Below are 22,765 nucleotides of genomic sequence, written 5' to 3'. Positions count from 1 at the left end.
CCCGGCAAACAGGATCGACGAGTTGTTGCCGTGGGCTTGGAAGGCCGAAAAGGCGGCACCTATTGCGGCGGCCGCGTAAACAGTTCCCGAAACAGCTCCTCTGACCGTTGCAGGCCTTCATCCGTTAAGATCAACGACTTCGACTTGTTCACCGGATCGGCGATCAGCCCCTTCTTGAACAAACGATCCGTCGTCTCCCAGTCCAAACCCTTCCAGGCTCGATACCCGTCATGCAGCGTCAGCCACAACAGCGCCAGCACCGCATCGTCGATCTTGTCTTCGTCGATATCCATTGCGAGAGCTTATCACGTGCAAATACGAAATTAATGCGGTACTCGCCGAATGCGTACGATAGTCACAGGGCTGCCGGTGTTTGTATCGGCGAGCGTCAGCCAAACAAGCGCCGCAGAGCTGACCGGAATGCTTGTCGTCGCCTGAATGGCGTTCGGCGTACCAGCACCTACGTCGCTGGCTATGATGAACGAATAGGGCAGCGGCAGGATGAGGGACCACGAGCCAGCGCCAGAGGAGCCGCTCTTCCGGTAGATGCCGTTAAAGGCCACGGTTGGATCCGCATAGACCCACGCAGTAACATCTGCATCGTGCGCCAGATCGGCGAACAGCAGCGCGCGAGTCGACTTGGCAATGGAGCCGGCACCCGACGAGTAGGCGTCAATTGCGTTTTCGTATTGAGTAAGAAGGGCGCGGATTTCCGGCTTCTGAGGCTCATACGGATCAGAAAAAGGACCGTCGGCGTACACCGTCGCGGCGTTTGGTGAGAACGTCATATAATTTTCCTAAGAAAAAGCCCGCTCAAAGCGGGCGCTAGGTAACTGTGAATGAGCCGGTCGCCACGGCAGCCGCCCCAATACCGGAGCGATTAAGCGCAACGATCCAGCCAAACTTGACGCCAGCGCTAAGGCCGGTCACGACATGGCTATCCGGCAAGCCGGGGGCACCAAGCTCCGTCGGGCTGACAGCTGTTGCTGTCGAGAAGTTGTTGACCGTGTTCCAATACAGCCGCGCCGCGCCATAGTTGGGCGAGTTCGGCGCCGTCCAATTGTACGTCGCTTGGCCCGCGCCACCCGTTGCGCTCGCACCGGTCACCACGCCAGGCGGCGTCGGATCGGCAGTTGAAACAAGGCTTTCGATCGGTGACCATTCGCCGTAGCTGTCGTTGGAGCCGATGAATGCGGCCTCGACGTCAAGCGTGACGTCAACCGGCACGGCGTTGGTGTTCATGCTGATGAAGCCGCCAGACGGCGGCGCATCATCGAACGTCTGCGTAACCCACGCGCCCGCAACGCCCGCCCCGATGTCCTGCACGCGATAGCGCACGGCTGGCGTCAGGCTGTCGTCCACAGGATCGATGATGATCACGCGGATAAAGACGGAGCCGTTGTTTGCCTGCGCCTGAATCAGATTTATTACTGGCGTCGGTATGGCATCCGGATCAGGCGAAGCCGGAACCGGCGGCTGCATCCCCTCGTCGACGGATGGATTCCAGTCTTCGATGTTTTCGGGATGCTGGTTGATTTCCATGCTAAAGCCGCCCTTCATCAGGGAGAGCAGCGCACGACGATTTTCAATCAGCTTGCCGTTTAGGCGAGGCAGTCGAATAGGCGTGTCTAGGCGTATCCATCGGCTGTAAATGGCATTGATGCCGGACAGCCGAACGTCAATCGAGCCTTTTACTTTCTGTTGAATGCGCAGCCAGTCTCGCTTGCCAAGACGGCGAGCCTGCCGCCACTGATGGCACCATCCGTAATCCCCCTCTTGCGCAAGAACACGGCCAGCCGAAAGTTGCGCCGCTGTATCTTCGAAAAAGTCCGTATCGCACGTTGAGTAGTCGGTCGCGGGATAGGTGAATTTCGGAATGAGGCGGTTACACTCGTCCTCGAAAAGCACGTCGTATTGTATCTGGTGGCCGATGATATCGGCGTCCGTCAGCGTGCCGACGCGCGTCTCGCGAAACTTGCCGACCGTGAGCAATAACGCCCCGTCGCCACGTTCCGCCATCCAGCCGTCACAGGTCGCCAGAATTGCGTTTGTGCCAACCTTTGGGCTGTTCTCCGTCGTATCCCAGCCGTTGCACTGGTAGCGCTTTTCTGTGCCTCCGCCGGCCAACGGCACGTCTTCGTCGCAGATGTCCGCTTCCTCGATCCACATGTCGAGAACGGGAAGAATGGCTTTGCGATAGTCGCGGCGAGACCCGAATTCGTTGAAGCATTCGTGCCAGGCAAGAATTAGCGCGCTATTGCGCGTCCAGCCCCATGTCGCGGGGTTGTTCGGGTCTTGGGCCAGGTCGCGATAATCCCAACAGAGAGCGCCATCAACCTCAACCGAGAGAGACGGCGGCCCGAATGGGAATCGCTTCTGCTGGTTCTTGGCTTCGGTGCTTTCCGCAATCATCATGACGGACGTCTGTCCGTCGCCGCGGTGATTATTGGTCCAGATGCCGGACGCGCCTAGTTCGGCTACGAGCGGCGCGTAAGCTGTCTCGGTCGGCGCGCCGATGCGCGATTGAATTCTGACGTTGTTGCCGTATCGGCCGCCGTCGTCGTTGGTCGTGAAGCCGTTGGCATCGATCTCGACTTCATCGTCGTGAAGCCAATAGCGGTTGACCGATTTGATGCGATGGCCGGCGATGGCCTGAACCGCGAAAAGGTTCTTGCCGCTTGCCTCCCAAAGCATGTAAGAACCGGCCAACCGCAGGCGGCCGACCGTCCAAATGCGGTAAGGCACACCTTGTGATTTTGGCACCTTGCCGTCTTCGGGCTTCGGCGGCTTCGGCGCGAGCGCCATTTGAATGCCGATAGAGATTGCCGTGGTGACAATCGCTGTCGTCAAGCTGCCGAGCGTTGCGGCTGCTGACACACCGAAAATCGTGCCTGTGACGCCTAGCTGCGTGAAAACGGCGGTAAAAATCGGCGTGAAGATCGGGTCGCGGCGCGCTATGGGATAATGCGTCGTGGTATTCTTGAGTGTCGCTTCCCAGACTTGACGCTGAAACGGTAGGCTGTAGGCATGGTCGTAGAAGCGGTCATTTTTCACCTAGACAGCCTCCAAGAAGCGATAAAATCTGATTTCTTGCCGACGACGCCGGCGGGCGTGAGCACCAACCAAAGCGGGCCAAATCGAATGGCGCCGACCTCGTGCCCGTCCGGTATGCGGATAGCGCCGACGTCGCCGTCGGCTGGCGTGTCGGCGCGAACGAACCCCAGAGGCTCCAGATGGCCAGCCATGAACGGAACGAGGCCGCCCGCCGCATCTAGCAGCGCGTGCGCGCCCTCTTCCGTGCGGTATGTCCCCCGCAGCCGTTCAGCCGGGTCGATCCCAACCTGCTCGGAAATCCACGAGGCGCAGAATGTCGTGCAGTCGTCGCCGCCTACCCCGCCCCACCGAAAGCGGTGCGGGAGCGCCTTGAATTCGTGCAATGTCATGAAGCCCCTCAGCGGAAATGATTAGTAATTCGGCCAGACCGGCTGCACGCCTCGAGCGAGGCGTTGGACTTGCTTGCAGAAGTCATCGGTCGGTGACAAAGACTTCTGCATGGCGTCGGACCACAGCACGCGTGCGGGTCGCGAGCGCGTTGACTCTCCGGTTACGACGGATAGGGAAAGCGTTAGCGTTGGCGAATTCTCGCCTTGCGCTGCCTCGCCAGATTCGCTGACGTGTGACGCCGTTCCTGCCCAGATCGGCACAACGGCGCCCATCGGCTGAAAATAGTCGTCGAGTGTCGTCAGGCCCATTTGCACGGTCGCACCGCGAACGGCTGGAATGCTGTCGAGCATCTTGGCGCCAGTTGTTGCGTCGACGCCTGAAACGGTGAAGTCGACGCTATCGGCCGTGCCGTTTACCAGCACCTCGAGCGTTGGCACGCCGATAAGCCTGCCGCCTCCGAGATAGACCGTGCCGTCCGGATCGATGCTATCAAAGCCAGCCGGGATGTCGTTGACGCCAAACCAGAGATGCAATGCCGGGTCGGTGTCGACACGTAGGAAGATGCCGAGTTGATGGCTGCCGCGCATCGCCTCGATAATGTTGGGTGGAATCCAGTCCATGCGCTCTCCGCCGGGGCTAGAACGCCTCCGAAAACTGAATGGTCTGCTGCGTCACGAAGAACGCCTCGACGACCGATGGAAGGGTGAAGTCACCGCGGAACTTGGCGACGAAGCGAGGGCGAGCGAATTCAACGCGCGTACCGACGGTCACCGCCTCACGAAGGGGCGGCGCGAGTGCGAGCGTATAGACTGGGTTCTCTTCGTCGGTGACGCCGAGAACGTCCCAATAGCGGTAGGCTCGCCAGCCCTTCGTCGGGTGGTAAATCGAAAACCAATCAGACCAGCGCAGCGGCCTAGCAAGCCCGTAGACGCGCATCGAGACGATGCCGGCATTCAGGCTAGCCGCTTCGGTGATCTCGCCCCAGACGGTTGCCTGGCTGTATCCTGCGCCATCCGAAAACAACGATCCGTCCGAGTGCGGGATTGGCCGCATGATTGGCGTCGGGATGTTGGCCACTTTCGGGAACGGTCCAAACCAATCGGTGATGATCGGGACATTCAGAAAGCGGAAACCGCCGTTAAAGCGGGCACCGAGCCAATTGACGTATTCGTATTGTTCAGGCTGGACAATTTTGCAGTCTTCGTAAGTGGCGGTGACAAGGCCGCCGCCACTCATTTCGATAGTCTGGCTTTCGCCGGTACCGTTTCGCCCGCCGTCAATACTTGAGCCGGCGACGTCAAACGTGGTCTTCGCTGGCCCCAAGAAGTTTGCGGCCAGCGTCGGAAGGCTTGTATAATTGGCCAAAATATTGCTCCGGGCGGTTGTATTTCGTCAGCGGAAACGCTAGATAGAAGGTGAGCGGTGCGGCCGTTGCGAGCGCGAAACCCAAAGTGGAATCGCCGCACCCCTCAACTCTTCCTCGCATTCCACTTGTTTTGGTTGCTGCCGAACCCGCCGCGGACTTGCGAATCGTTGTACTGGCCAAGGCCCTCAGAGACGCCTTGCTTCACCAGCGACCGCACATGGTCATCGCCGTTCGCGCCGTTGATGTGCACGTTCAGGACGCCCGGTTCGCCACCACCAGAGCCACTAGCCGCCATGGTTGAACGCAACGAAGGCGCACGCGGCGCGGATACCAATGCAGGTGTGACGAGGCCGCCCGAGGCAAAGTGAGCGCCCTTGCCGCCGCCGTTGATGTTCTCCAACAGCGCGCGGTGCTTCTTGGTGGCGTTGGCGTTGACGACAAACTCGCCGTTGGAAAGCCATGCAGGAACGCTATCGCTTGTGCCTGAACCGGGGCCAGAGACGTGGCCGCCGTCGGCTAGACCGATGACATCGCCAAGAGTGCTGTTTGGCGCCCAAAGCGGGCTTGTCGGAGAGATGCCGCCAAACAGTTTTCCGATGCCGCCCCAAAGACCGCTGTATTGGCCTACCGCGCTACCGCTATTGGGTGAGAGGCTTATGCTGCTAAGGCTAGATCCAAGTTTTCCCAGGCCACCGCCGAACCCATCAAGGTTCTTTGTTGCCGCGTCGGCTGCCTTAGCCATGTTATTGACGGCATCAACTGAACTATTAGCGCCGCCCGTGCCAATCCCCTGCCAATTGCTGATGCCGGTATTTTTGGCGCCGTACCAAGCCCCCCAGCCGTTCTTGGCGGCGTGGTCGAGCGCGAAATCAACGCCCGCCGGCCCGTTCTGCGCAAGCGCAGGGTCTAGGCCGGTCTGCTTCTGGAACTCGTTGCCGAGACCGCCGCCCTTATAAAGCTGGAACGGCCCAAAGCTTGGCTCCTGAACGCCGTTCTTGAAGACGCCGGACTGCATATTCCAAGAGGATAGGCCGCCCTCGGACTTCGCTACGGCAAGCGCGGTATTTGGATCTATGCCCCGCGCTGCTGCTGCCTTAGCGATGTAGGACGCAACGTTGGTTGTTGCGGCAATATCTGGCAACGGTGCACGCGTCACTGCGCCGACGGGTGCCGCACTAGACGAACCACCGAACACCTTAGCAACAGCCGCAGCGCCAGCTACGCCTATCCCCGCCCCCGCCCCGCCAGCGGCATTACCGCTAGGCAGGAATGCATTCACCAGCGAGTTTGTCAGCCGCTGGATAGCGGCGTCGCTCGCCTTGGTGAGTGCGTTAAGCAGCGAAGTCTTGATAGCATCGCCGAGCGCCTTACCGATATCGCCGCCATTGTTGACGACGTTATCGCGAATGCTCGTGAAGAAGCCATTCACCGTATCCTGCATCTCTGCAATCTGCAGATTTTGCCTGATACTCTTCGCTTCTGGCGAATTAAGGTCTACCGCCTGCCCTGCGCCCTGAAGGCGAGACGCGACTTGCTGCTCTTGTGGAGTCCTGAATAACTGATCTCTCTCGAAAGACAGATCCTTTTTCAGGTTCGCCTTGTTGTAGGCGTCTGTAAGCTGGCCGAGCTCCTGCGACTTCTGCTTGATCAGGTCGAGTTCTTTTTGGTCGACCTGCGTGCCGTTCTTCGCGGCATCAATCCGAAGCTGGCTTGTGAGCTCGTATTCTTTCCGAAGCGCGGCTGTCTCGCCGGCCGTCTTGCCGATCAGCGATACTTCAAGCTTTTGGTCTTCGACCGTCTTGTTGAGTGCTACCGCTCGATCGCGCTGCGCCTCAGTTAGGTCATGTTGAATTTGGATTTCAACAAGCATACCGGCTTGCTGAATTCTCTGCTTTCGCGCATCCGGTGTTTCATCGTTGTTATATTGCGCAGCAGCCGCCTGACGTGCCGCGTTGGCGCGTTCGAATGGCGATCGGGCGTTGATGCCCGCTTGCTGCGCCGCGAGCGCTTGGTTGGCCCTAGATGCGGCGATGCGCTGCTGCGTCTGAAACGCGGCATAGTCGCCCATATCGTCGGTGTTCGTCTTGCCTTGCGACAGCAGTTGGCCGTTTGGCCCAACATTGTTGAACAACAACGCCTTGCGAGCGTCCAGTTCCTTCAACTGAATATTCAGGTTAAGCAGTTCACGGCCAAGGATAATAACTTGGTCTGCTACTCTCCCAAGGCCGCTGCTTTTGCCAATCTGCTCGATGTCAGTATTGAACTGAGATAGATCAGGGTGGCCGTCGGCGATGCCAACTTTCAACCGGTCAATTGCAGCCTGGAACGGCGCGAGAGACTGGCTTGTTTCCTTGCCGTCCTCGCCAAGAACCTTGATGGTGCTGCTGACGGTTAGGGCATTTTCGCCAAGCGCCTTTACAGCGTCGGCGGTTGCCTGAAGGGCTTGCGGGTTGTCCGAAGATCCAGATAGAATTTGCAGCGTCTTGTCGACGCTCTTGTTGAACGTGTCGAGGTCCGGCGCACCATTGCGGGCGCTCTGCAAGAGTGCATCAACGGCAGGCTGGAACTGCGCCTGATCGCCAGGCAACTTCATCAGGCTCTTGATCGACGTGCCGGTATTGCCGGTAAGAGTCGACGCCCAAGTGTTGTTGCCAGTCAGCGTAGACGAAAACTTATCAGTCTGCTGGCGCGCAACGGCGCGCATAACGACTTCGTTGGTACGAAGAATCGCATCAACGCCGCTATTGCCACCAAGGCTCAGCGAAACCTTAATTTCATCGCCGAGCTGGTGATATGCTTCTTTCAGCAGATCAACGCTGTCAGTGTGCGCCTTTAGCGCGTCGTCCATCGTCTTGAGCGTTTTGGTGGACGACTGGAAATATTGAATAAGCGCGGCGGCGCCGGCAACCAAGCCGACAGTTACTAACTGAACCGGGCTAACCAGCGAGGCGAACCCGGCGGCGATCCCCTTTATCGCATCCTTGCCGCCACCGAACGTTTGCAGTGAATCAGCAAGCTGCATACCTTGCTGGAAGCCTACCGTTAATGGTTTTTGGCCACCCAATGCGGATACAAATGTATCCTGAAATTGCGCCGTAATATTAGCCGTTTGCCACGGCCTGGCAGACCGCTCATTTTGCCCAGGCCGTCCCGCCTGCTCAACGGCAGCATTGCGCCCCTTGATTGCGGCAATACTTGCGAGGGTTGCCTGCCGTTCGCGCGACTGTGCCGCGGTGAATTCTGCCGAACTAATGGCGCCGATCGCGTAAGCGCGCTTCAGGTCTGCCAAGTTCGATTTGTACTGATTGATAGTCGAGAACAGCGGATTGTACTTGGCGCGGAGCGCGTCAAGCTGCTTGCCTTGATCGGCAAGCGCGCCGTTCCATTCGTTAGTGGCCTTTGCGCCAATCCCGACCATGGCGTCGATGCGAGACTGCAGCGCAGTCGTCATCGATCGATCCATGTTCTTGCCGGCGCTATCGAATTTCTTCGATATTTGATCCGACGCCGTGCCGACGTCGCCGACCAGCTTGGTAAGGGCGCGCTTGACGGTCGTTAAGTCTGTGCTGATCGAAATAATCAGGTCGTCTTGATCAGCCATATAAACTCATCCTATAATAGAAAAGCCCGCGCTAGGCGGGCTCTCCGAGGGTCTGATGAAAACGGGTATGATTTTGATTGCGGCGCTGATTGCCGGCACCGCGCACGCTCAACAGATCGTTGATGCGTCTGGGAAGGCCATCGACGAGAAGGTGACCAAGGCCATGTTCTCGGCGCTGACATCTGAAGCGAAAGACCCGCTTTCAGCACAATTTATTGATTTGAGGTTCGCCAAAAGCCGACCGGAACTGGTGTGCGGCGAAGTGAACCTCAAAAACTCGTTCGGCGCCTACACTGGTTTCAAGCCGTTTGGCTTCAACACCGAGTACAATAATCTGCTGATGGACCAGAACTTGTCGGACTGCGCGCAGTAGGCGGCCTAACCATATTTCGCAATAATCGCGGCCATTTCGCCTTGTGATGGGCCTGCCGTCTCTTCCTCGCCGCCTTGCGCCTCGTTATGGCCCTTGATTGCGATGAAGAATTCCGTCAGCGTGGCGTCCCAAAAGTCAACGGGACGCCAGCCTAAGCCGCCGATCCCTGTTTTCATCCATTGACGCCATGGGAACGCTTCTTCAGGCTCTATGCCGCCGGAGCGGCCAGATCGTTTCCCTCGTCACCGTCGAAGTGGTGCGAAAGAGCCGCCGTGAACGCAGAGGCGCACGCCAGGAAGTGTTTTAGCTTCAGCTTGGCCAAAGCCTCTATCGCGTCGCCCTTGACTGTGAGCAGCGCTATGGCGGCCTCAGTCGCGGAGACTTCGACGCCGGAAAGACGTGTGAACAGGTCATTCAGCGACTTGCACTGTAGGCGGCTGGAAACAGCAGACAGGCCGCCCAATGTTGCCGCAATTACGAGCTCTACGTCGTCAATGACGAGGCGCACTTCGCCGCGCGCCTCGTTGACGGTATGCTTGAAAGCGACCACTTTCTTCTCCTCTTTAGCCATGATTACGCCTCAGCAACGAACGTCAGGACGTCGGCGGCCGTGAATGTGGCGCTGAAATCCATGTTCGGCTCGACATCGCCCGAGAAGTTAAAGCTCGTAACGAAGAATGGACCAGAGAATGTGCCGAGGCCGGGTACAACAACCTGCGCATTGAAGGCAGTGGCGTTGGTCACGTGCGTCATGAATGCCGACGCGTTGGCGCCTGCAACGTATGCGCCAGAACCCGTAAAGGTGCGGCTTGCAATGCCCGGTCGGCTAGTCTTCTGGACTACGTCGCCGGGATTCGTGCACGACGGGATCGTGGTGTCGATTTCGTTGGTCGACATGTCGAAACTGCGGGTCTTCAGACCGCACAGATTGGAAAAAGTTTCCGGATCGGCGCCATCGCCAATTTTGATAAGCAGCGTTCTGCCAAGAACCTGGCCGACTTGTGCCATATTAGTCTCCTAGATGTGGTGGTGGTTAGCGCGGTTGCGCTTGTTTGCCCTTGGTGGGGCTTGCCGCCCGCGCTAAGCAGTCGGCTTCTCGACGTAGGCCACCAGCTCGATGACCACGTGCGATGTGAGTCCGTCCGGATCGCGAAAGGCGCGGTTCTGGCGGTGATTTATGGAAATCAATCTGTTGGTCGCCAAGGTTAGTGGCGCTAGATGAAGCGACTCCGCCACGGCATCAGCCACGCGCTTCGCTTCGGGAAATCCGACTGCGCGCGACCACGCATGGAGCGTGAGATAAACGGCGCCTGCCGAGATGCATGTTGCATCGTCGCGGATGAACTGCGCCTCCCCGAGTGTAACGTATGGAAATGCCGCAGGATCGGGCGGCTGGTCGTATACGCGGCCCTGAACTAGCGTAGTTAGCGTGGCATCAGCCTTAAGGCGCGCGACCATGGCGGCCTGAAGCTCTAGATCTGGACTGGCCATGCTTACGCTCCGGTCTTATTCATAGCCTCGCGCACACCCTTACGGATGGCGGCCTGAATTTTCTGCTTGGCGGTCTTTTTGTAGGATCGCCACGTCGGAAAGATATGTGCTTGAGCCTGCGTGCCGGGGTGTTGCGTCCCGCCGCCAGCCGTGTGTGTTGCCTGCCCTAAAGCAGTTCCGCCACCTGGCGCCGTATTGTGCGGCGCAGTCCCAAATTCCAAGAAATTCCAGATCCACTCAGCGAAAATCCCCGCTGCATCTGGGTCTTTTGTTGGCGTGATGCCTACCTGCTTGGCGTCGGGGTGATTCTTGAGCAGATCACCCGCAATACTTTCCGCATATTCCAGCGTGGCGCCCCGTGGTGCGGCGTCGCGCATCTTCTCAGCCGCCTCTTCGGCGACCGCTAACTTTGCGGCATTGGCATATTTGGTGGCGGCTGGAGCCAACTGATCAAGCTTCGCAGTCAGCGCTTCACGGCCAAGGATTTTGGCTTTCAACGCCATTACGTCGCAACTCCCTGCGTGGCCATCATATCGATGTACGCATTCTTTTCGTCGATATTGGCCGCTGACGTGATGTTGAAGAGTCGCGATGGATTGCGCGCATCAACTGCCCGCCACGCCGTGGCGACCGCCCTTGCGGCGACGTGGCTGCGAACGCGAATGATGTACGGCTGCACGCCAGTAAGGCGGGCCGCAATCACGGGCTCGGATCCAGTCAACGGAATGAGCTCTGCTGCGGCTGTGAATTGGGTGGCGAAATCGCCAGAGACTTCGTTTCCGAATCCATCGTCGACGAGCGCGCGCACTTGAAAGTGTAGCTTCTCGCGGAGTCTTGGGATGCCTGGTCTTATCGGCGCCATTTCAGCCTCCCCAAACCTTCCGGCCGCTCACACAGCACAGCAACGGAGCCGGCCGCCCTCACACATTCATGCGTAACCAGATAGCGGCCATCCTTGAGCGGGCCGCCGTCCGGTTTGAAAACGATTGTGACGGCTGGTGTTGCGTGCCAGTTGAAGCGGGCCGCGAACCGTACCCACATTTTAGAGCGTCACACCGCTGTCTTGGATATCAACGGCAAGCACAGTGGCGCTCTTGGCGAGACCGATCAGGATTGTGTCCATGCCGGTTGCAAGGTCAGCAACAGGGCAGATGCCGCCCGCCGTTGCCGACAAATACAGAGCTGCGCCGGGGGTGAGCGTCCCGCCGATCGTGATGTCGCCAGACTTCAGGATAGAAACGGGCTGGTTCAGCGATGCACCGTTGAGGGCAATGCCGTTGACCTGACGCGTGCCAGTGCCGTTGTTGTCAGAGAGCATCCACCGATTGGTGGCCGCGTTCAGGAAGATGGCCTTGCCTGCGACTATGGTTTCGCCTGCCGTGCCGATATCGCGCGTGGCATTGGTGCCGGCCACGACGTTTGCTGGTACTACAACAATATCCGTCATCTATTAAGCCTTCAGTGCGGCGACAATATCAGCCGCGGTAGAAGCAGCAGTCAGGGCGGCAATCTGCGACTTAATCTTGATTGCATTCTGTGCCGCGGCATCGAGGCCGGTAACAGTCGAGCCAGCCTTAACCGTCAGCTTGCCGCCGGCATCAACTACGAGTTCATCAGGGCCGTTGAAATGGACATTGGCCGAATAATCACCTACGGGCATACTTGCCTCCTTGCGTCACGCGAACCTGCCGACGCGATACTTGTTGAGAATGGTTTCCACGGTAAACGGAACCTCGACAGCAACGGCGCGCTCTCCAGCGACAACGTTTTCGCGGTTCTCAAACCAATGGCCGAGAAGAAGCAGAAGCGCAGCCTTCAGATCGGCCGGCGTGGATGCGAAGCCGGCGGTAAAGTCGACCTTCACGGCGCCTAGATAGTTGATCGTTATCGGCCACATGCCGCCATAGAGCGGCGAAATTCTTGCTGGCGTCGATTCGATGTCAACGACGTATTGGTCTGCCGGAACGATATGCATGGCGCCAGTGTCGTCGGTGTACGAAACTTGCTCAACCGATGTCGTAGGTCCAAGCGGAATCGAAATCGCACTATAGATGGCGCCAACGTCGAGATACGCGGCGCCGTAGCCGTAAGCGGGGCTGAAACCGTTGATCAGATTGCGCGAATAAAAGCTGTCCAGCGATAGGCGCCACTTCTGCGGCGTCAACGCCAACCCAATACCGTTCGGACCCTCTACAAAGGCCGTCACTGCATCAAGCAATAGCTGAATGTGCTCGTCTTCGTCGTCGTGGTAGATCCGGAGATGTCGCTTGGCCGCATCCAGATCGATCGGTGCGGTTGCTGGACCATCCAGAAGGGTAAGCCTTGACCAATCGGTCATTTCTTGGCCCTCCGCGCCGGCTTAGCGGTCTCTTCGATCACGTCTTCAGCAACAGCCAAGCCGCGCTCAATCAAGCGCAATGCGTCAGCATCATCCCACTCCACGACCTTGCCGGCTTTGTAATGCCTCATGACGCCAGAAAGCGCCGTAAGCAGTCGAATACGCAAAGGCACCTCCTATGTGGATATTTCATTGGGAAAGTTGAGGTAGCATTCGGCGCCCCAAGCCGCGAAAGCGGCTTTGTCATAGACGCGCGCGGCCGCCTCTGGGGTGGTGAACCTACCTAAGTTTATTTGCTTTCCGTCTAATTTTATCCTGGCAAGATATTTTCCGCGGTCTTTGTCAAGATTTACGCCCTTGAAATCACCCTTGGGCATCTCAATCAGTTTCATGTTCGTAATCGCAGATAGGTGCTCTGCGCTCAAACTCTTGCCGCGGTGGGCTGCGCCAATCTTTGCGCGCGTTTCGGCGCTAGGATTTTTCTTGGCCTCGCTTAGATTGGCTCGGTGATCTTCACTAAAGCGCTTTCCTAGATGAGAGACTCGTATCTTTTCCCTAGATTCAACGCTGTGCTTCCTACCTAATTTGGCAGAACTCATTTTTAGGCGAGTATCATCTCCTGGTTTCCGCCCACTGTTGGCGGCGCTAATCTTAGCGCGCGACACGGCACTGACTGATTTGCCTATCTGCCACGCGCCCATCTTTTTGCGGGTTTCCTTACTGGGAGAATGGCCGCTCATGCCTTCGCCGCCGTCTGTAAGGTTTGCCAACACACCAGTGCCGTTATCGCGCCGCCCAAAAAGCTTGATGTATGCCATCTCTAGGCTAAAGGCGTCACTTTCGCGCAGGCCTTCTTGCCATCGCACGATGCGCGGCTCTTTGCCTTCTTCGCGTATTTTTGCGACTATGCGCTTGAATATGACGTTGGTCTTAGGAAAGACATCGCGCCTTCCGCATCCTTTGCCAACGTAGAATGGCCTACCATCTGGATAGAGCCAAGCGTAAACATAAAAACGTAAATAGTCATTGTCATTGTCAGCAGCCGGCGGGCCGCTATCAACATTACGCATGCAAGGTGTCCAATCCTGCGTCCAGTTGTGGTGTTCGGCAGGCGCCTGGACAGACGCTCTTCGGGCTGCAGACCCTAGCCGAACAATGGGCATATAGGCAGCTACCCGCCTATATGCAACTTACGGATGGGACAGAACCTTAACCGCGTTCTGGTCCAAAAGTTCACCGTCAAAACGGGTGAAGCCGATGAAGCCGGTCTGGTCGAAGTCGGCGTAACGCTCGACGAGGCGCTTGATCGAGAATTCGTTGACCTTGCGGACAACGTAGCGATTGAACGCGCCGAATGCGATCGTCTTGGCGCCGGTTGCAATGGAAGCAACTGCCTGGTTGACCGAGTACGGCATATTCAGAATGGTGTCAGGCTGGCCGGTAGTAACGTTGGCCGGCTGCCAGATATATTCGCCCTCACCATTTTTCAATTTTCTCAACGCCTTCAGCGTGGAGTCATTGAACATGAAGCGGCAAGACGGATCGGAGCGATAGGCAGGGTCAACGCTGTGATAGGTCTCAATCAAATCGTCAAAACTGATCGCAGTCGCACTGCCGGCAGTAAAGCCGGCGCCGGCAGCGGCGATAATGCCGTGCGGCTTGGACGAGCCGTCTCCCGTGGTCAGGTGGGTGTTGGCGATGCGGCCGATACGCTCAGCCATGGCATCGCGAACGATCGCCTCTACGTCGAGAACAGCGTCTTGCAGAAGTTCGCTCGAAACCAGAACGACGCCAGAGGTGTACTTGTACGCCTCAAGGGTCTTGGTGCCGAAAGCCATTTCAGCGAGGGCGACCTGCGTGTTTTCCGCAATGAGCGCGCCGGTATTCGACGTGTCGTCCATGGTCGGCCACGGAATGGTATTGCCGGTAGCCGTATTCAGGACGCGGGTAACACCCGGATCAAGCATCGGACCCCAAGCCTTCAGGCTCTTGACGAGCTCTGCCATGAAGCCCTGCGGAACGAGGTAGCCGCCGTCGGCGCCAGGAGCGGTGGCCTGCGGGCCGGCGCGAAGTTCGCGAACAATCTGGCGCTGCTCAGGCGAAAGGCCCTCAAGACCGTGACGCAGATAGCCGTTGAAGGCTTCGGCACGCCGTTCGTCGAGCGGGCGCTCGTCAGCCTTCACAACCTTGGCCTGGCGGGTTTCGCCGAGCGGGCGACGGTCACCCTCGATGGAATTCAGTTCAGCTTCGCGGGCCTCAAGGGCCTCTTCGCGGGCGATGGTGGCGCCGACGCGGTCATATTCTGCCATGGCCTTATCATGAGCGGCGTCAATTTCAGCAACGCGGGCTTCCGTGGTGCTGTCGTTGATTTCGTCGCGAAGGGCGCGGGCATCTGCAACAAGCTTCAACTGCTTTTCGCGCAGTTCGGTAATTTTAGACAATGCAGTCTCCAATGCAAAAAGCCCCGCGCGGCGAGGCTTTGTTTGTGGTGGTTTTGGTGGGTGACAGCGCCTGGTCAGCGCGTGCTGCGGACCTTTATGTCAAGGTCCATCTTGAGCCGCGCCTTAATGGCGTCGGCTCTTATTACCGGCGCTGCCGCCGGATCGGTAATTTCTGGCGTGGGCGCGTTGGCGGAGCGCCATTCATCGAGCGAGCGAACGGCTACAGTGGTGTCGGTGTAGGCTGGAAACGTTACGATCGAAATTTCGTTGATTTCCACCTTCTGAAGCGTGCGGCTTGGCATGTCTCCAGTGTCATCCCACGTCTGCTTTACAGCCAGGAAGTCAAACGAACATCCGCTGATATCTCCGCGCTCGACAAGCGTTCTAACGTCATTGCCGAGAGTTGTGTTAGGAATATCGACCTCAAATCGCAGCCCATGTGCATCTTCAGACAGACGCAGCGTGCCGCTTTTAGTGCGTCCGAGCACGTTTCCGCTCTGATGATTGAACAGGCACCGGACGTCGCCCTTGATCGTATCAGCAAATGCGCCAGGCGCGATCTGCTCAACGAAATAGTCACCAATCCCAGTCGGAGAATTGAAAACGGCCGCGTAACCCTCTAAAGTGGTGCCGCCGCTCTCATTTGCGCGCAGTTCGATCTTATGCGCAGTTCGTTTTTCAACGCTTGTCATGCGGCGTTCGCCTCGTCGGTCTTGTTGTTGTCGTTGGCGGGCTTGGCGTCGGCAGGCTTCGTCGCAGACATGTTCTGCATCCCTAGAGGGACCGTGGCGCCTTGGATGTATAACTTGTCTGCCTCACCACCCTCTGCTGGCCAATTTTCAAGCCCACGTATCTCATCAGGCTTCAAAATAGCGTTCTGAACGGCAGTCGCATAACCAGTCATGCGGGCGACAAAATCGCCGCGAAGCAATGAATCTTGGTTGAAAGACACGAAGTTCTTCGTATTGCGGGCGGTGAATAGCTTAAGATTTAGTTCCTGCTCCCAAGCAACGAGCCATTGCATTAGTGTATGCTTGGTGAAGTTTAGATCTTGTTGCTCGACATTGCTGAAAGTTCCATGCGTCAAATCTTGCAGAAACGCTGGCGGAAGATTAAAAATCCGCGCCACTTCCTCGATCTGGTAACGCCTCGCATCAATCATCTGAGACTTGTCAGGATCGATACCAACCGGCTTAAGTTCGTGCCCTGCTGGCATGATCAGGACGTTTCGGCGCTCCGCATTAGCGTCTCGAATGGCCTTGGTTACGTCAGAGGCGGCCCTCGATGCGGCTGCCGGCGAGCCCACAGGCCCATACAACGCCAGAGGCGGCACGCCGCCATTCAAAAACAGCTTCTCAGCGTAGGATTCAAGCGCTATCGCAAGACCAACCGCCTTGGCTAGTCGCTGTATTGGTGCGACATGACACAGGCCGTCAGGTTCAAGCATGAACGGCACATCGATGATTTCCGACGCCGCGTATTCTATTTTGCGCGCGCCTTCGTCGTAGATGTAAAACTTCCTGCCGCCGCGCCGCTCAACCGTCACCAGCAAGGGATTCAGCGGCCAAAGGTTAGTCACCCTGCCCGCTTTGTTCCGCTCGATGAAAGTGAATGCGCGCCCCAAGGTCAGAATATTGACCATGGAGTATTTGCGCCAGGCAAACGACGTCCATTCCGGGTTGGGGGCGTCCTGCAGAATGGCGTAAAGCGGGTTTGCTTCCGCAGCTTCCCTGCCGGCCTCGTTCTTCACGAAGAGCTCTAGCGGCAATGACGCCAGCGTGCCGGCGAGAAAGTTGACGGCGCACCAGACTGCAGGAACGCCAAGAGCGGTCTCGACTGTCACAGGTACGCCGCTGGCCGCGTTCCACGTCTCGAACATCGAGCGCCACGCGCCGACGTCGGATAGCGGCACGCTTGGATTTTCCAAGCTGGCGCGCGTTTCCGTCTTCTTGTCAAAAGGCCACATTAAAACACCTTGCCGCCGTCATACGACGGCAATCTGAAATTCCGGATCTTCCCAAGGGCTCGCCGCAGGTTTGATCTCGACGAAACCATCAACCGCGGCGCCAACGGCCATCGCGCTCGCGACAGCAGGATCTATCCTCACCGTTGACTTCTTCTTCGAAAACCACTGGTTGCCCATAAGAGGATCAGTTTCGATCGATACGCCCATTAGCGCGCCAAGCAGAACTGGCGACTTACGCAACCGAATCCGCTCTTCGAGGATAAGCGTTTCCAAAGAAGCAACGCTGCCAGGCATCCAAAGCCCTAGAGGAGGCTCAAGGCCGGCGTCTTTCGCCGCCTGCACCTTCTCTTCGTCTGGCTTTGCACGTTTCTTGCCGCCCTGCGGGTGCGCTACGGTCTTGATATCGACACCGTATTCGTCGAGCTCTTGTTCGAACTTGTCGAATGCATAGCGGTCGAACGCCAGAACGTTGATGCCGTGCTCGGTATTCAGGCGAGCAAACAATGCTGCCACATGGTCATATCGAATGCGCTGGCCTTCGGGAGCATGGATATATGGCTGCGTCGTTCCGGGGTGGAACGTCTCGTTCCACAGCCGATAGGGCACGTTGTCTTGTTTAGACCGCTCATCCATCGTGTCGCGCGGCGTCCAAGCCTCAATCCAAAGATCGTAGGTGGGCAACTCCGCTTCCGTTCCGTCCTCGCGCTCCACGCGCTTGGTGCCGGTTTCAATCGCGAATGCAGCGGCCGTCAAATCCTTCGCGCCGGACAAATCGAGGCCGGCCGCGGTGATCTTCTTGCCCTTGTGCTCGACATACGGGTCGAAGTCGACCATCACTTTTTCAAGGATCGGCCGCGGTATCCATGCCGTGTCGGCCTCAGTCCAGACGCAAAAGTGCAACCGCAGAATGCCGTTGCGCTTCGAAGGAATGTCCTTCGCCTGGTTGACGACGCCAGCAAGATAATCGTGCTTGAGCGTCACGCCGAAAAGCGGGTTTGCCTTCTGCCAGCAAGTCGGATCCGTAAAAGGATCGTCGTCTTTGTCGAGCGCGCAAACATACGAAAACGTCGTGTCGTCGACGACTTCACCAACATAGGTAAAATCATCGTCTGGCGTCTGCGTGCCGGCGGCAACCTTAACTGCGTGCTGGTGCTCATCCCAGCAGATTGAATTCCTATCCGAGCCGCTGTTCGTGATCATGAACAGGAGCGGCTGGCGACGGAACTTAAAACCGCGCTCCAGCATCTCGATGACTTTGCCATCTGGATGCTCGTGGATTTCGTCGCAGAGCGCGATATACGGACGCGGGCCGCTATGGGCACCTTCACGCGAGATCGGCCGGAAGAAAGATCGCTTCTTGAGGTACGAAAGATTCCAAACCGGGTTGCCGCCAGATGGCGTCAGCTTCGACTTGAGCGACGGCGACTGCTCGTACATAGCCACGGCATCGCGGAACAGAACGAAAGCCTGATCCTTGTTGGCTGCGGCCGCATAGATTTCAGCCGCCGCCTCGCCGTCAGACGTTAAGCAGTAATGCCCGATGCCTGCAGCCAGCGGCGACTTGCCGTTGCCTTTGCCCTCTTCGATATACGCGCGTCGAAAGCGTCGCAGGATTGCGCCGTCCGATTCAACGCGCTTCCATCCGAAGATAGAGCCAATCTTGAACTGCTGCGAAATATGCGGGTTGAAAGGCCTACTTTCGAACTGGCCGCCGTTTAGGCGAAGCACAGCCGGGAAGAAGCGCAGAACACGGCCAGCAGCTTCTGGATCCCAATGCACTCCTCGCGCCGGGCCATTCTTGCGATCGTCACGATGGCGACGGCAGGCGTTGCGCACATGCGGGCCAGCGACGATGTCGCCCTTGATTACTGCTTCTGCATATTCGTCTACAGGACCAGTCGGATACGGTGGATTGAAGTGGGCCGGAAGTTCAACGCCAGCCGAAACGCTAGTCGAAGAACTCGTCGGCCGGATCCGTCTTTTCGCCATCTGGTTTCGCTCCCGCCTTCGAAGCATCAGCCGGCGTCGCGCCCATTTGCCCGTAGCACTGACGTAGAAGGTTCATGGCTTGCACGCCAACGTCGTCGCCCTTCATCATCCTGCCGCGAATATTAGCGGCGATCGCCAGGTGCCCGCGGTGGCTCCAATTGAGCCAAGGCACCTCAGATGCAATTTCGCGCCATGCCTGTTGCGCGTGTTCACTTAGCCATTCAAACGGCTCTCCGACAGTCTCGATGACGGTCGGTTCGTTGCGTATATCGAAGCGACCCTTGTTCTTTTTGTCGGCTCCGGTGACGGCAGCCTTCGCTCTTGGGGTTCTAGGCCGCGGCATTCTCTTGCTCGTACAGTTCCGGCATATCGGTGTAACCTTTCCGCCAGTTCTGCACTGCGCCAAGAGGACGCAAATTGCTCAACGCCCAAGCCTTCTTGAACTCAGGATCATCTGGCGTCTCGTAGTTAAATGAAGCAAGAGGCTTGATGTGGTCGATATGCCAGCCATAGAAGCCGTAATTATCCCACGTCATCCACGGCTCAAACTGAGCCTCAAGATGCGCCATAAGTTGCTCAAGAGTGTAACCGACAAGCGCGAATGAGCGCCTACCGTTCTTTGAACCCTTGCGAATTCCTCTGCCGACGCCGCATGATATTGCATTGTCGATCTTGCCGCGGGGGGTGGAGAGGTTGTCGTTTGCTGCCGCGAGAATCTTGTTGCGGTTGGTCGCGTAATAGTCGCGCCCGTACTCGCGAGCCTTATTAAGATTTCTTTGCCGCCGAACGCGGGCATCAGCTTTTGTGCATTCTTTGCACCACGGGGATATTCCGCCCTGCCCTTTGTTATTGGCGTAGAATTCATCGCGCGTTTTGTAACAACCGCACTGGGTGCAAGTTCTCCCCTGCATGCAACTTTACCCCCATGATTTGAATTGTGGCATTGTGTACGAATGGCCCCCGCCGGTACCTTGGCGTCGCGGTAGCAGAGATTCGACCCGCCCCTCCCCGGCCAAAACCTTCATCATACCACACCCCGATGAATCATGTCAACAACAAATTCAATAAAATCATCGCTTTATCGATTTATTTTCATGTTATTTGTGAACTAGATCGGCCATCCATCCGCGCCATAGCGCACCACGGTCTTGCCGTTGTCCTCTAACTGGCCACGCGAGGAGTGGCATGGCGTGCATGTGCTGACGAATGGACCAGACCAGAAGATCTCTTCCGACCCTCTATGTGGTGTCGGATGGTGCACTTCGTTAGCTGCGGTAATCTCTTCCCGCTCTAAGCACCACTCGCACAATGGCTGAATGGACAACTGCGCATGCCTGATGGCGCGCCAACGTGCCGATTTATAAAGGCGTCGATAGCGTTCGGCTTCTTCGCTGCGATGATCTGTCATATGGAGCCGCCACCAGGATTTGAACCCGAACCAACTGGATACAAGCCAGACACGCTACCGTTACGCCATGGCGGCAAATGCAAAAGCGGCAGGGAGTGCATAGTGCACTCTACCTGCCGCACGACCGCCAGTCGCCGGAGGAGGCAGCGCCATGGCGATGGAGTAACGAAGATGGTGAATGTGGGTTGGCACACACTCACGGTATGCTGTCCATGCACTACCGCCAATCTATTGGAGGCATGGCTAAAGGCGGATACCATCACTGGGCCGCAACATCTTCGTGTTCTTGGATAGTTACCCGGCACGAGGCCGGGTCGATCGCCTTGAATGGTATCGGCGCATCGAGAGCGGTGTGTTTGCTTTTCAACAAACCCTTCATAAATACCGCTCCGTGCGCCAATCAGCGCATGCGTTAGGCTGCGATGTCTTGTCGGCGTACTTCACCGATGCAGTCGCGCAGGGTAACAAGCGCCGTGTGAACCAACGCCCTACCTGCTCCCTGTGCGCCGCTTCGATTGGCGACTCCGAATGCATTGCCAACTTCCGCCAACGTCTTTCCGTCGATGCATGCCAATTCAAACGGCTCGCACAGATGGCCTAGTCGTCGCTGCAGATTGTGAAGTTTCTGTTGCGCGTCGATCATGTCATTTACTGGCCGGTCGCCGTTCCAAATCTTCGGCACGTTCGAATAGCCGCTATCGGGCTTTTCGCTATCCGTCGACGTCTTGCGCTTGGCCGGCGTCTCCTTGGTTTCCTTCGAAACGACACGGACGCCTTTGTATGCGATTTCGCCACTTGGTTTGATCCATTGCCGCTGGTCGAGCGAAACACCTTCGCCGAGCGCAACAGTAGTTCCACCAAGCATGGCCTCGCTCTTGGCAGCGTCGTAGATCTTCCGATACACCATCGCGTACTTCAGGAGATCAGCGTTGCCTTCCTTGATAAGCGCTGTTGCAAGCGGCCAAGCGATATTGTCATTTGCTGCCGTGCCGTCCCAGTCGGCGCCTCGCTTCGCCATCTTGGCAAGTCGCACTTTTTGGGTGTGCACACCTTCGCGCTCGTGGGCCGTATAGGAGATTCTGGAAGAAAGATTTGAGCCGTCGCCAGAGAGGGCGATCGTACGTCTGCTGTTGCTGGTGGGCTTGGTGTTTGCGGTCTTGGCTGGCTTAGACATTGATGCTGTCCCCCATAAATTGCACGAATTCGTGGCCATGTGTTTGTAGGCGACTGAAGGTCTTTCCTTCCTTTTCAACGCACTCTGTGCAAATGCAGTGACCGACCCGTCCTGCCTTCTTCTTCATCTCTGGAGGGAATTTTGAAATGTGCATGGTGTTGAAACACGTCATGCACTGGACCCACTTAAATGCCATTATGCTGCCCTCCAAAGCTCAGACAGCGGCGTCATGGCGCAGTATCTGGTGTGGCTATAGAAAAGCGAGCCCTCAATGGCAGTGTGCGCATCGCTTGGCGAGCACTGGAACCATTCTCCTTCAAGCCTTGAGTACAGCCGCTCGGCTACGGTATGCGCATTCTTTTCGGCTTCGTCCGCATCAGCTTGGCTCATCCAGAAAACACGGTGGATGAAAAGTTTTCTTGGGTTCCCTGTTTGTAGCTGAGCTAGCCGATATGGCGGGTTTGCTGCCTTGCCTATCTTCACCTCTCGCCCGTAGATGTCGGAAATCACATATACGGCGCATTGGACTTTTGGCGTCTTGCAGACGTTCACGACTTCGGTTGCCTCCACGACCATATCGTAGAACTCAACAAGCGGCTTTGAGAGCGCGGCAACTTCAGCCTTGCTCATATCAACGAATGCCGGAACAACCCATTCGACGTTGCCGGCTCCTGTCTCGTATCTTTGCTGGATCTCATTGTCGTTGTCGGCATGTCTAGCCATTTCGTCCCCTCGGCTGCGGTGATTGGTATCGTAGATATTGCTGTAAAGTTACAAATTTGTCAAGGGCGGAACGGGAAAAGGCCGCACGGTGGCGGCCTTGGTGGGGTGTGGGGTCTTAGAGGATTTCTATTTTGTGCCGGTGATTTAAGCAAATTACCTGAGCTTAGCGATGTCGGATTCTTCAACAACCTTCCAGCCGTAGCCTACGTGCATCTTTGCCCAGAATTCGCCTTCGCCGCCCTTAAGGGTCCAACAGCGGCCTGTCTGCACCATGACGTTGTTAGCTTCTTCTTCGGTCTTGAAAGTTGCCTTAATCATCACTGCATCTCCTCAGTTTGGTGCGTTTCGGTAATTATGGTTTTACTGCATTCTACAAATTTGTCAAGCGTTGTTGGCGACTTTCTACAAATTTGTCAAATCCCCACACAAGCCCACCAGCGGCTAATATTTG

Annotated in this window: 29 protein-coding genes and 1 tRNA gene; 1 reads left to right on the top strand and 29 read right to left on the bottom strand. The window is 57.2% G+C overall.

The genetic code is table 11. From position 1 onward, the window contains the following. Positions 1-59: 59 nt before the first annotated feature. The 7 genes from K290_RS0121205 to K290_RS35920 form a co-directional block, all read right to left on the bottom strand. Positions 60-293 carry a DUF6429 family protein gene (locus K290_RS0121205; protein WP_004129017.1) on the bottom strand — a complete coding sequence of 78 codons (234 nt, stop codon included), beginning with the start codon at positions 291-293 and terminating at the stop codon, positions 60-62. A gap of 30 nt (positions 294-323) precedes the next feature. Beyond that, positions 324-788 carry a hypothetical protein gene (locus tag K290_RS0121200; RefSeq protein ID WP_028753725.1) on the bottom strand — a complete coding sequence of 155 codons (465 nt, stop codon included), beginning with the start codon at positions 786-788 and terminating at the stop codon, positions 324-326. Positions 789-825: 37 nt separating this feature from the next. Further along, positions 826-3,054, bottom strand: coding sequence for a phage tail protein (locus tag K290_RS0121195; RefSeq protein ID WP_028753724.1), 2,229 nt, complete (start codon positions 3,052-3,054; stop codon positions 826-828). Next, positions 3,051-3,443 (bottom strand): DUF6950 family protein, encoded by a 393-nt coding sequence (locus K290_RS0121190; RefSeq protein WP_028753723.1) that lies wholly within the window; start codon positions 3,441-3,443, stop codon positions 3,051-3,053. The genes K290_RS0121195 and K290_RS0121190 overlap by 4 nt, the downstream gene beginning before the upstream one ends. Before the next feature lie 21 nt (positions 3,444-3,464). Further along, the gene (locus K290_RS0121185; RefSeq protein WP_028753722.1) at positions 3,465-4,064 is read right to left on the bottom strand and encodes a hypothetical protein; all 600 of its coding nucleotides are present in this window, start codon (positions 4,062-4,064) and stop codon (positions 3,465-3,467) included. Between the two features lie 16 nt (positions 4,065-4,080). Beyond that, positions 4,081-4,809 (bottom strand): hypothetical protein, encoded by a 729-nt coding sequence (locus K290_RS0121180; protein ID WP_028753721.1) that lies wholly within the window; start codon positions 4,807-4,809, stop codon positions 4,081-4,083. A 104-nt stretch (positions 4,810-4,913) separates the two neighbouring features. Further along, positions 4,914-8,411: a phage tail length tape measure family protein gene (locus K290_RS35920; protein WP_028753720.1), complete on the bottom strand. Its 3,498-nt coding sequence runs from the start codon at positions 8,409-8,411 to the stop codon at positions 4,914-4,916. 55 nt (positions 8,412-8,466) lie between these two features. Between K290_RS35920 and K290_RS0121170 the strand changes: the two genes are divergently transcribed. After that, positions 8,467-8,784 carry a hypothetical protein gene (locus K290_RS0121170; RefSeq protein WP_154668645.1) on the top strand — a complete coding sequence of 106 codons (318 nt, stop codon included), beginning with the start codon at positions 8,467-8,469 and terminating at the stop codon, positions 8,782-8,784. 5 nt (positions 8,785-8,789) lie between these two features. Here K290_RS0121170 and K290_RS36425 read toward each other — a convergent pair whose 3' ends face one another. From K290_RS36425 to K290_RS37415, 22 genes are all read right to left on the bottom strand, one after another. Next, positions 8,790-8,996 carry a phage tail assembly chaperone gene (locus tag K290_RS36425; RefSeq protein WP_280750067.1) on the bottom strand — a complete coding sequence of 69 codons (207 nt, stop codon included), beginning with the start codon at positions 8,994-8,996 and terminating at the stop codon, positions 8,790-8,792. Next, positions 8,993-9,355 carry a hypothetical protein gene (locus tag K290_RS0121160; protein ID WP_028753718.1) on the bottom strand — a complete coding sequence of 121 codons (363 nt, stop codon included), beginning with the start codon at positions 9,353-9,355 and terminating at the stop codon, positions 8,993-8,995. Before K290_RS0121160 ends, K290_RS36425 begins: the two co-directional genes overlap by 4 nt. Positions 9,356-9,357: 2 nt before the next feature. Then, complete coding sequence (locus K290_RS0121155; RefSeq protein ID WP_028753717.1) at positions 9,358-9,792, bottom strand: phage tail tube protein; 435 nt, start codon at positions 9,790-9,792, stop codon at positions 9,358-9,360. Positions 9,793-9,864: 72 nt separating this feature from the next. Next, entirely contained in the window at positions 9,865-10,275 is a 411-nt protein-coding gene (locus K290_RS0121150; RefSeq protein ID WP_028753716.1) for a DUF3168 domain-containing protein, read from the bottom strand. Between the two features lie 2 nt (positions 10,276-10,277). Next, positions 10,278-10,778: an HK97 gp10 family phage protein gene (locus K290_RS0121145; protein WP_028753715.1), complete on the bottom strand. Its 501-nt coding sequence runs from the start codon at positions 10,776-10,778 to the stop codon at positions 10,278-10,280. After that, positions 10,778-11,137, bottom strand: a complete 360-nt coding sequence (locus K290_RS0121140; RefSeq protein WP_028753714.1) for a head-tail adaptor protein — start codon at positions 11,135-11,137, stop codon at positions 10,778-10,780. Before K290_RS0121140 ends, K290_RS0121145 begins: the two co-directional genes overlap by 1 nt. Positions 11,138-11,317: 180 nt before the next feature. Beyond that, complete coding sequence (locus K290_RS0121135; RefSeq protein WP_028753713.1) at positions 11,318-11,722, bottom strand: FHA domain-containing protein; 405 nt, start codon at positions 11,720-11,722, stop codon at positions 11,318-11,320. 3 nt (positions 11,723-11,725) lie between these two features. Next, positions 11,726-11,935, bottom strand: coding sequence for a hypothetical protein (locus tag K290_RS0121130; protein ID WP_028753712.1), 210 nt, complete (start codon positions 11,933-11,935; stop codon positions 11,726-11,728). Positions 11,936-11,950: 15 nt separating this feature from the next. Further along, a complete protein-coding gene (locus K290_RS0121125; protein WP_028753711.1) occupies positions 11,951-12,613 on the bottom strand; it encodes a head-tail connector protein in 663 nt (220 codons plus the stop codon). Beyond that, positions 12,610-12,780, bottom strand: coding sequence for a hypothetical protein (locus K290_RS37420; protein WP_154668644.1), 171 nt, complete (start codon positions 12,778-12,780; stop codon positions 12,610-12,612). The genes K290_RS0121125 and K290_RS37420 overlap by 4 nt, the downstream gene beginning before the upstream one ends. Positions 12,781-12,789: 9 nt before the next feature. Continuing rightward, positions 12,790-13,683 carry an NUMOD3 domain-containing DNA-binding protein gene (locus tag K290_RS34720; RefSeq protein WP_037135895.1) on the bottom strand — a complete coding sequence of 298 codons (894 nt, stop codon included), beginning with the start codon at positions 13,681-13,683 and terminating at the stop codon, positions 12,790-12,792. A gap of 120 nt (positions 13,684-13,803) precedes the next feature. Next, positions 13,804-15,054, bottom strand: a complete 1,251-nt coding sequence (locus tag K290_RS0121110) for a phage major capsid protein (RefSeq protein ID WP_028753710.1) — start codon at positions 15,052-15,054, stop codon at positions 13,804-13,806. A 74-nt stretch (positions 15,055-15,128) separates the two neighbouring features. Beyond that, entirely contained in the window at positions 15,129-15,746 is a 618-nt protein-coding gene (locus tag K290_RS34715; protein WP_037135893.1) for an HK97 family phage prohead protease, read from the bottom strand. Further along, positions 15,743-17,020 (bottom strand): phage portal protein, encoded by a 1,278-nt coding sequence (locus K290_RS34710; RefSeq protein WP_037135891.1) that lies wholly within the window; start codon positions 17,018-17,020, stop codon positions 15,743-15,745. Before K290_RS34710 ends, K290_RS34715 begins: the two co-directional genes overlap by 4 nt. Before the next feature lie 18 nt (positions 17,021-17,038). Next, positions 17,039-19,009: a terminase large subunit gene (locus K290_RS0121095; RefSeq protein WP_028753709.1), complete on the bottom strand. Its 1,971-nt coding sequence runs from the start codon at positions 19,007-19,009 to the stop codon at positions 17,039-17,041. Beyond that, positions 18,969-19,352, bottom strand: coding sequence for a hypothetical protein (locus K290_RS0121090; protein WP_028753708.1), 384 nt, complete (start codon positions 19,350-19,352; stop codon positions 18,969-18,971). Before K290_RS0121090 ends, K290_RS0121095 begins: the two co-directional genes overlap by 41 nt. Continuing rightward, positions 19,339-19,920, bottom strand: a complete 582-nt coding sequence (locus tag K290_RS35915) for a hypothetical protein (RefSeq protein ID WP_028753707.1) — start codon at positions 19,918-19,920, stop codon at positions 19,339-19,341. The genes K290_RS0121090 and K290_RS35915 overlap by 14 nt, the downstream gene beginning before the upstream one ends. Positions 19,921-20,117: 197 nt before the next feature. Further along, positions 20,118-20,417, bottom strand: a complete 300-nt coding sequence (locus K290_RS38185) for a hypothetical protein (RefSeq protein ID WP_028753706.1) — start codon at positions 20,415-20,417, stop codon at positions 20,118-20,120. A gap of 1 nt (position 20,418) precedes the next feature. Further along, a tRNA-Thr gene (locus tag K290_RS0121075) sits at positions 20,419-20,492 on the bottom strand. 337 nt (positions 20,493-20,829) lie between these two features. Then, positions 20,830-21,669, bottom strand: a complete 840-nt coding sequence (locus tag K290_RS0121065; RefSeq protein ID WP_202595636.1) for a hypothetical protein — start codon at positions 21,667-21,669, stop codon at positions 20,830-20,832. 117 nt (positions 21,670-21,786) lie between these two features. Beyond that, the gene (locus K290_RS0121055; protein ID WP_028753703.1) at positions 21,787-22,314 is read right to left on the bottom strand and encodes a GIY-YIG nuclease family protein; all 528 of its coding nucleotides are present in this window, start codon (positions 22,312-22,314) and stop codon (positions 21,787-21,789) included. 153 nt (positions 22,315-22,467) lie between these two features. Further along, a complete protein-coding gene (locus K290_RS37415) occupies positions 22,468-22,632 on the bottom strand; it encodes a hypothetical protein (RefSeq protein WP_154668643.1) in 165 nt (54 codons plus the stop codon). Positions 22,633-22,765 lie beyond the last annotated feature (133 nt).

It is taken from the genome of Rhizobium leucaenae USDA 9039 (assembly GCF_000426285.1).
Lineage (GTDB): Bacteria > Pseudomonadota > Alphaproteobacteria > Rhizobiales > Rhizobiaceae > Rhizobium > Rhizobium leucaenae.
This window is presented reverse-complemented; position numbering and strand designations above follow the sequence as displayed.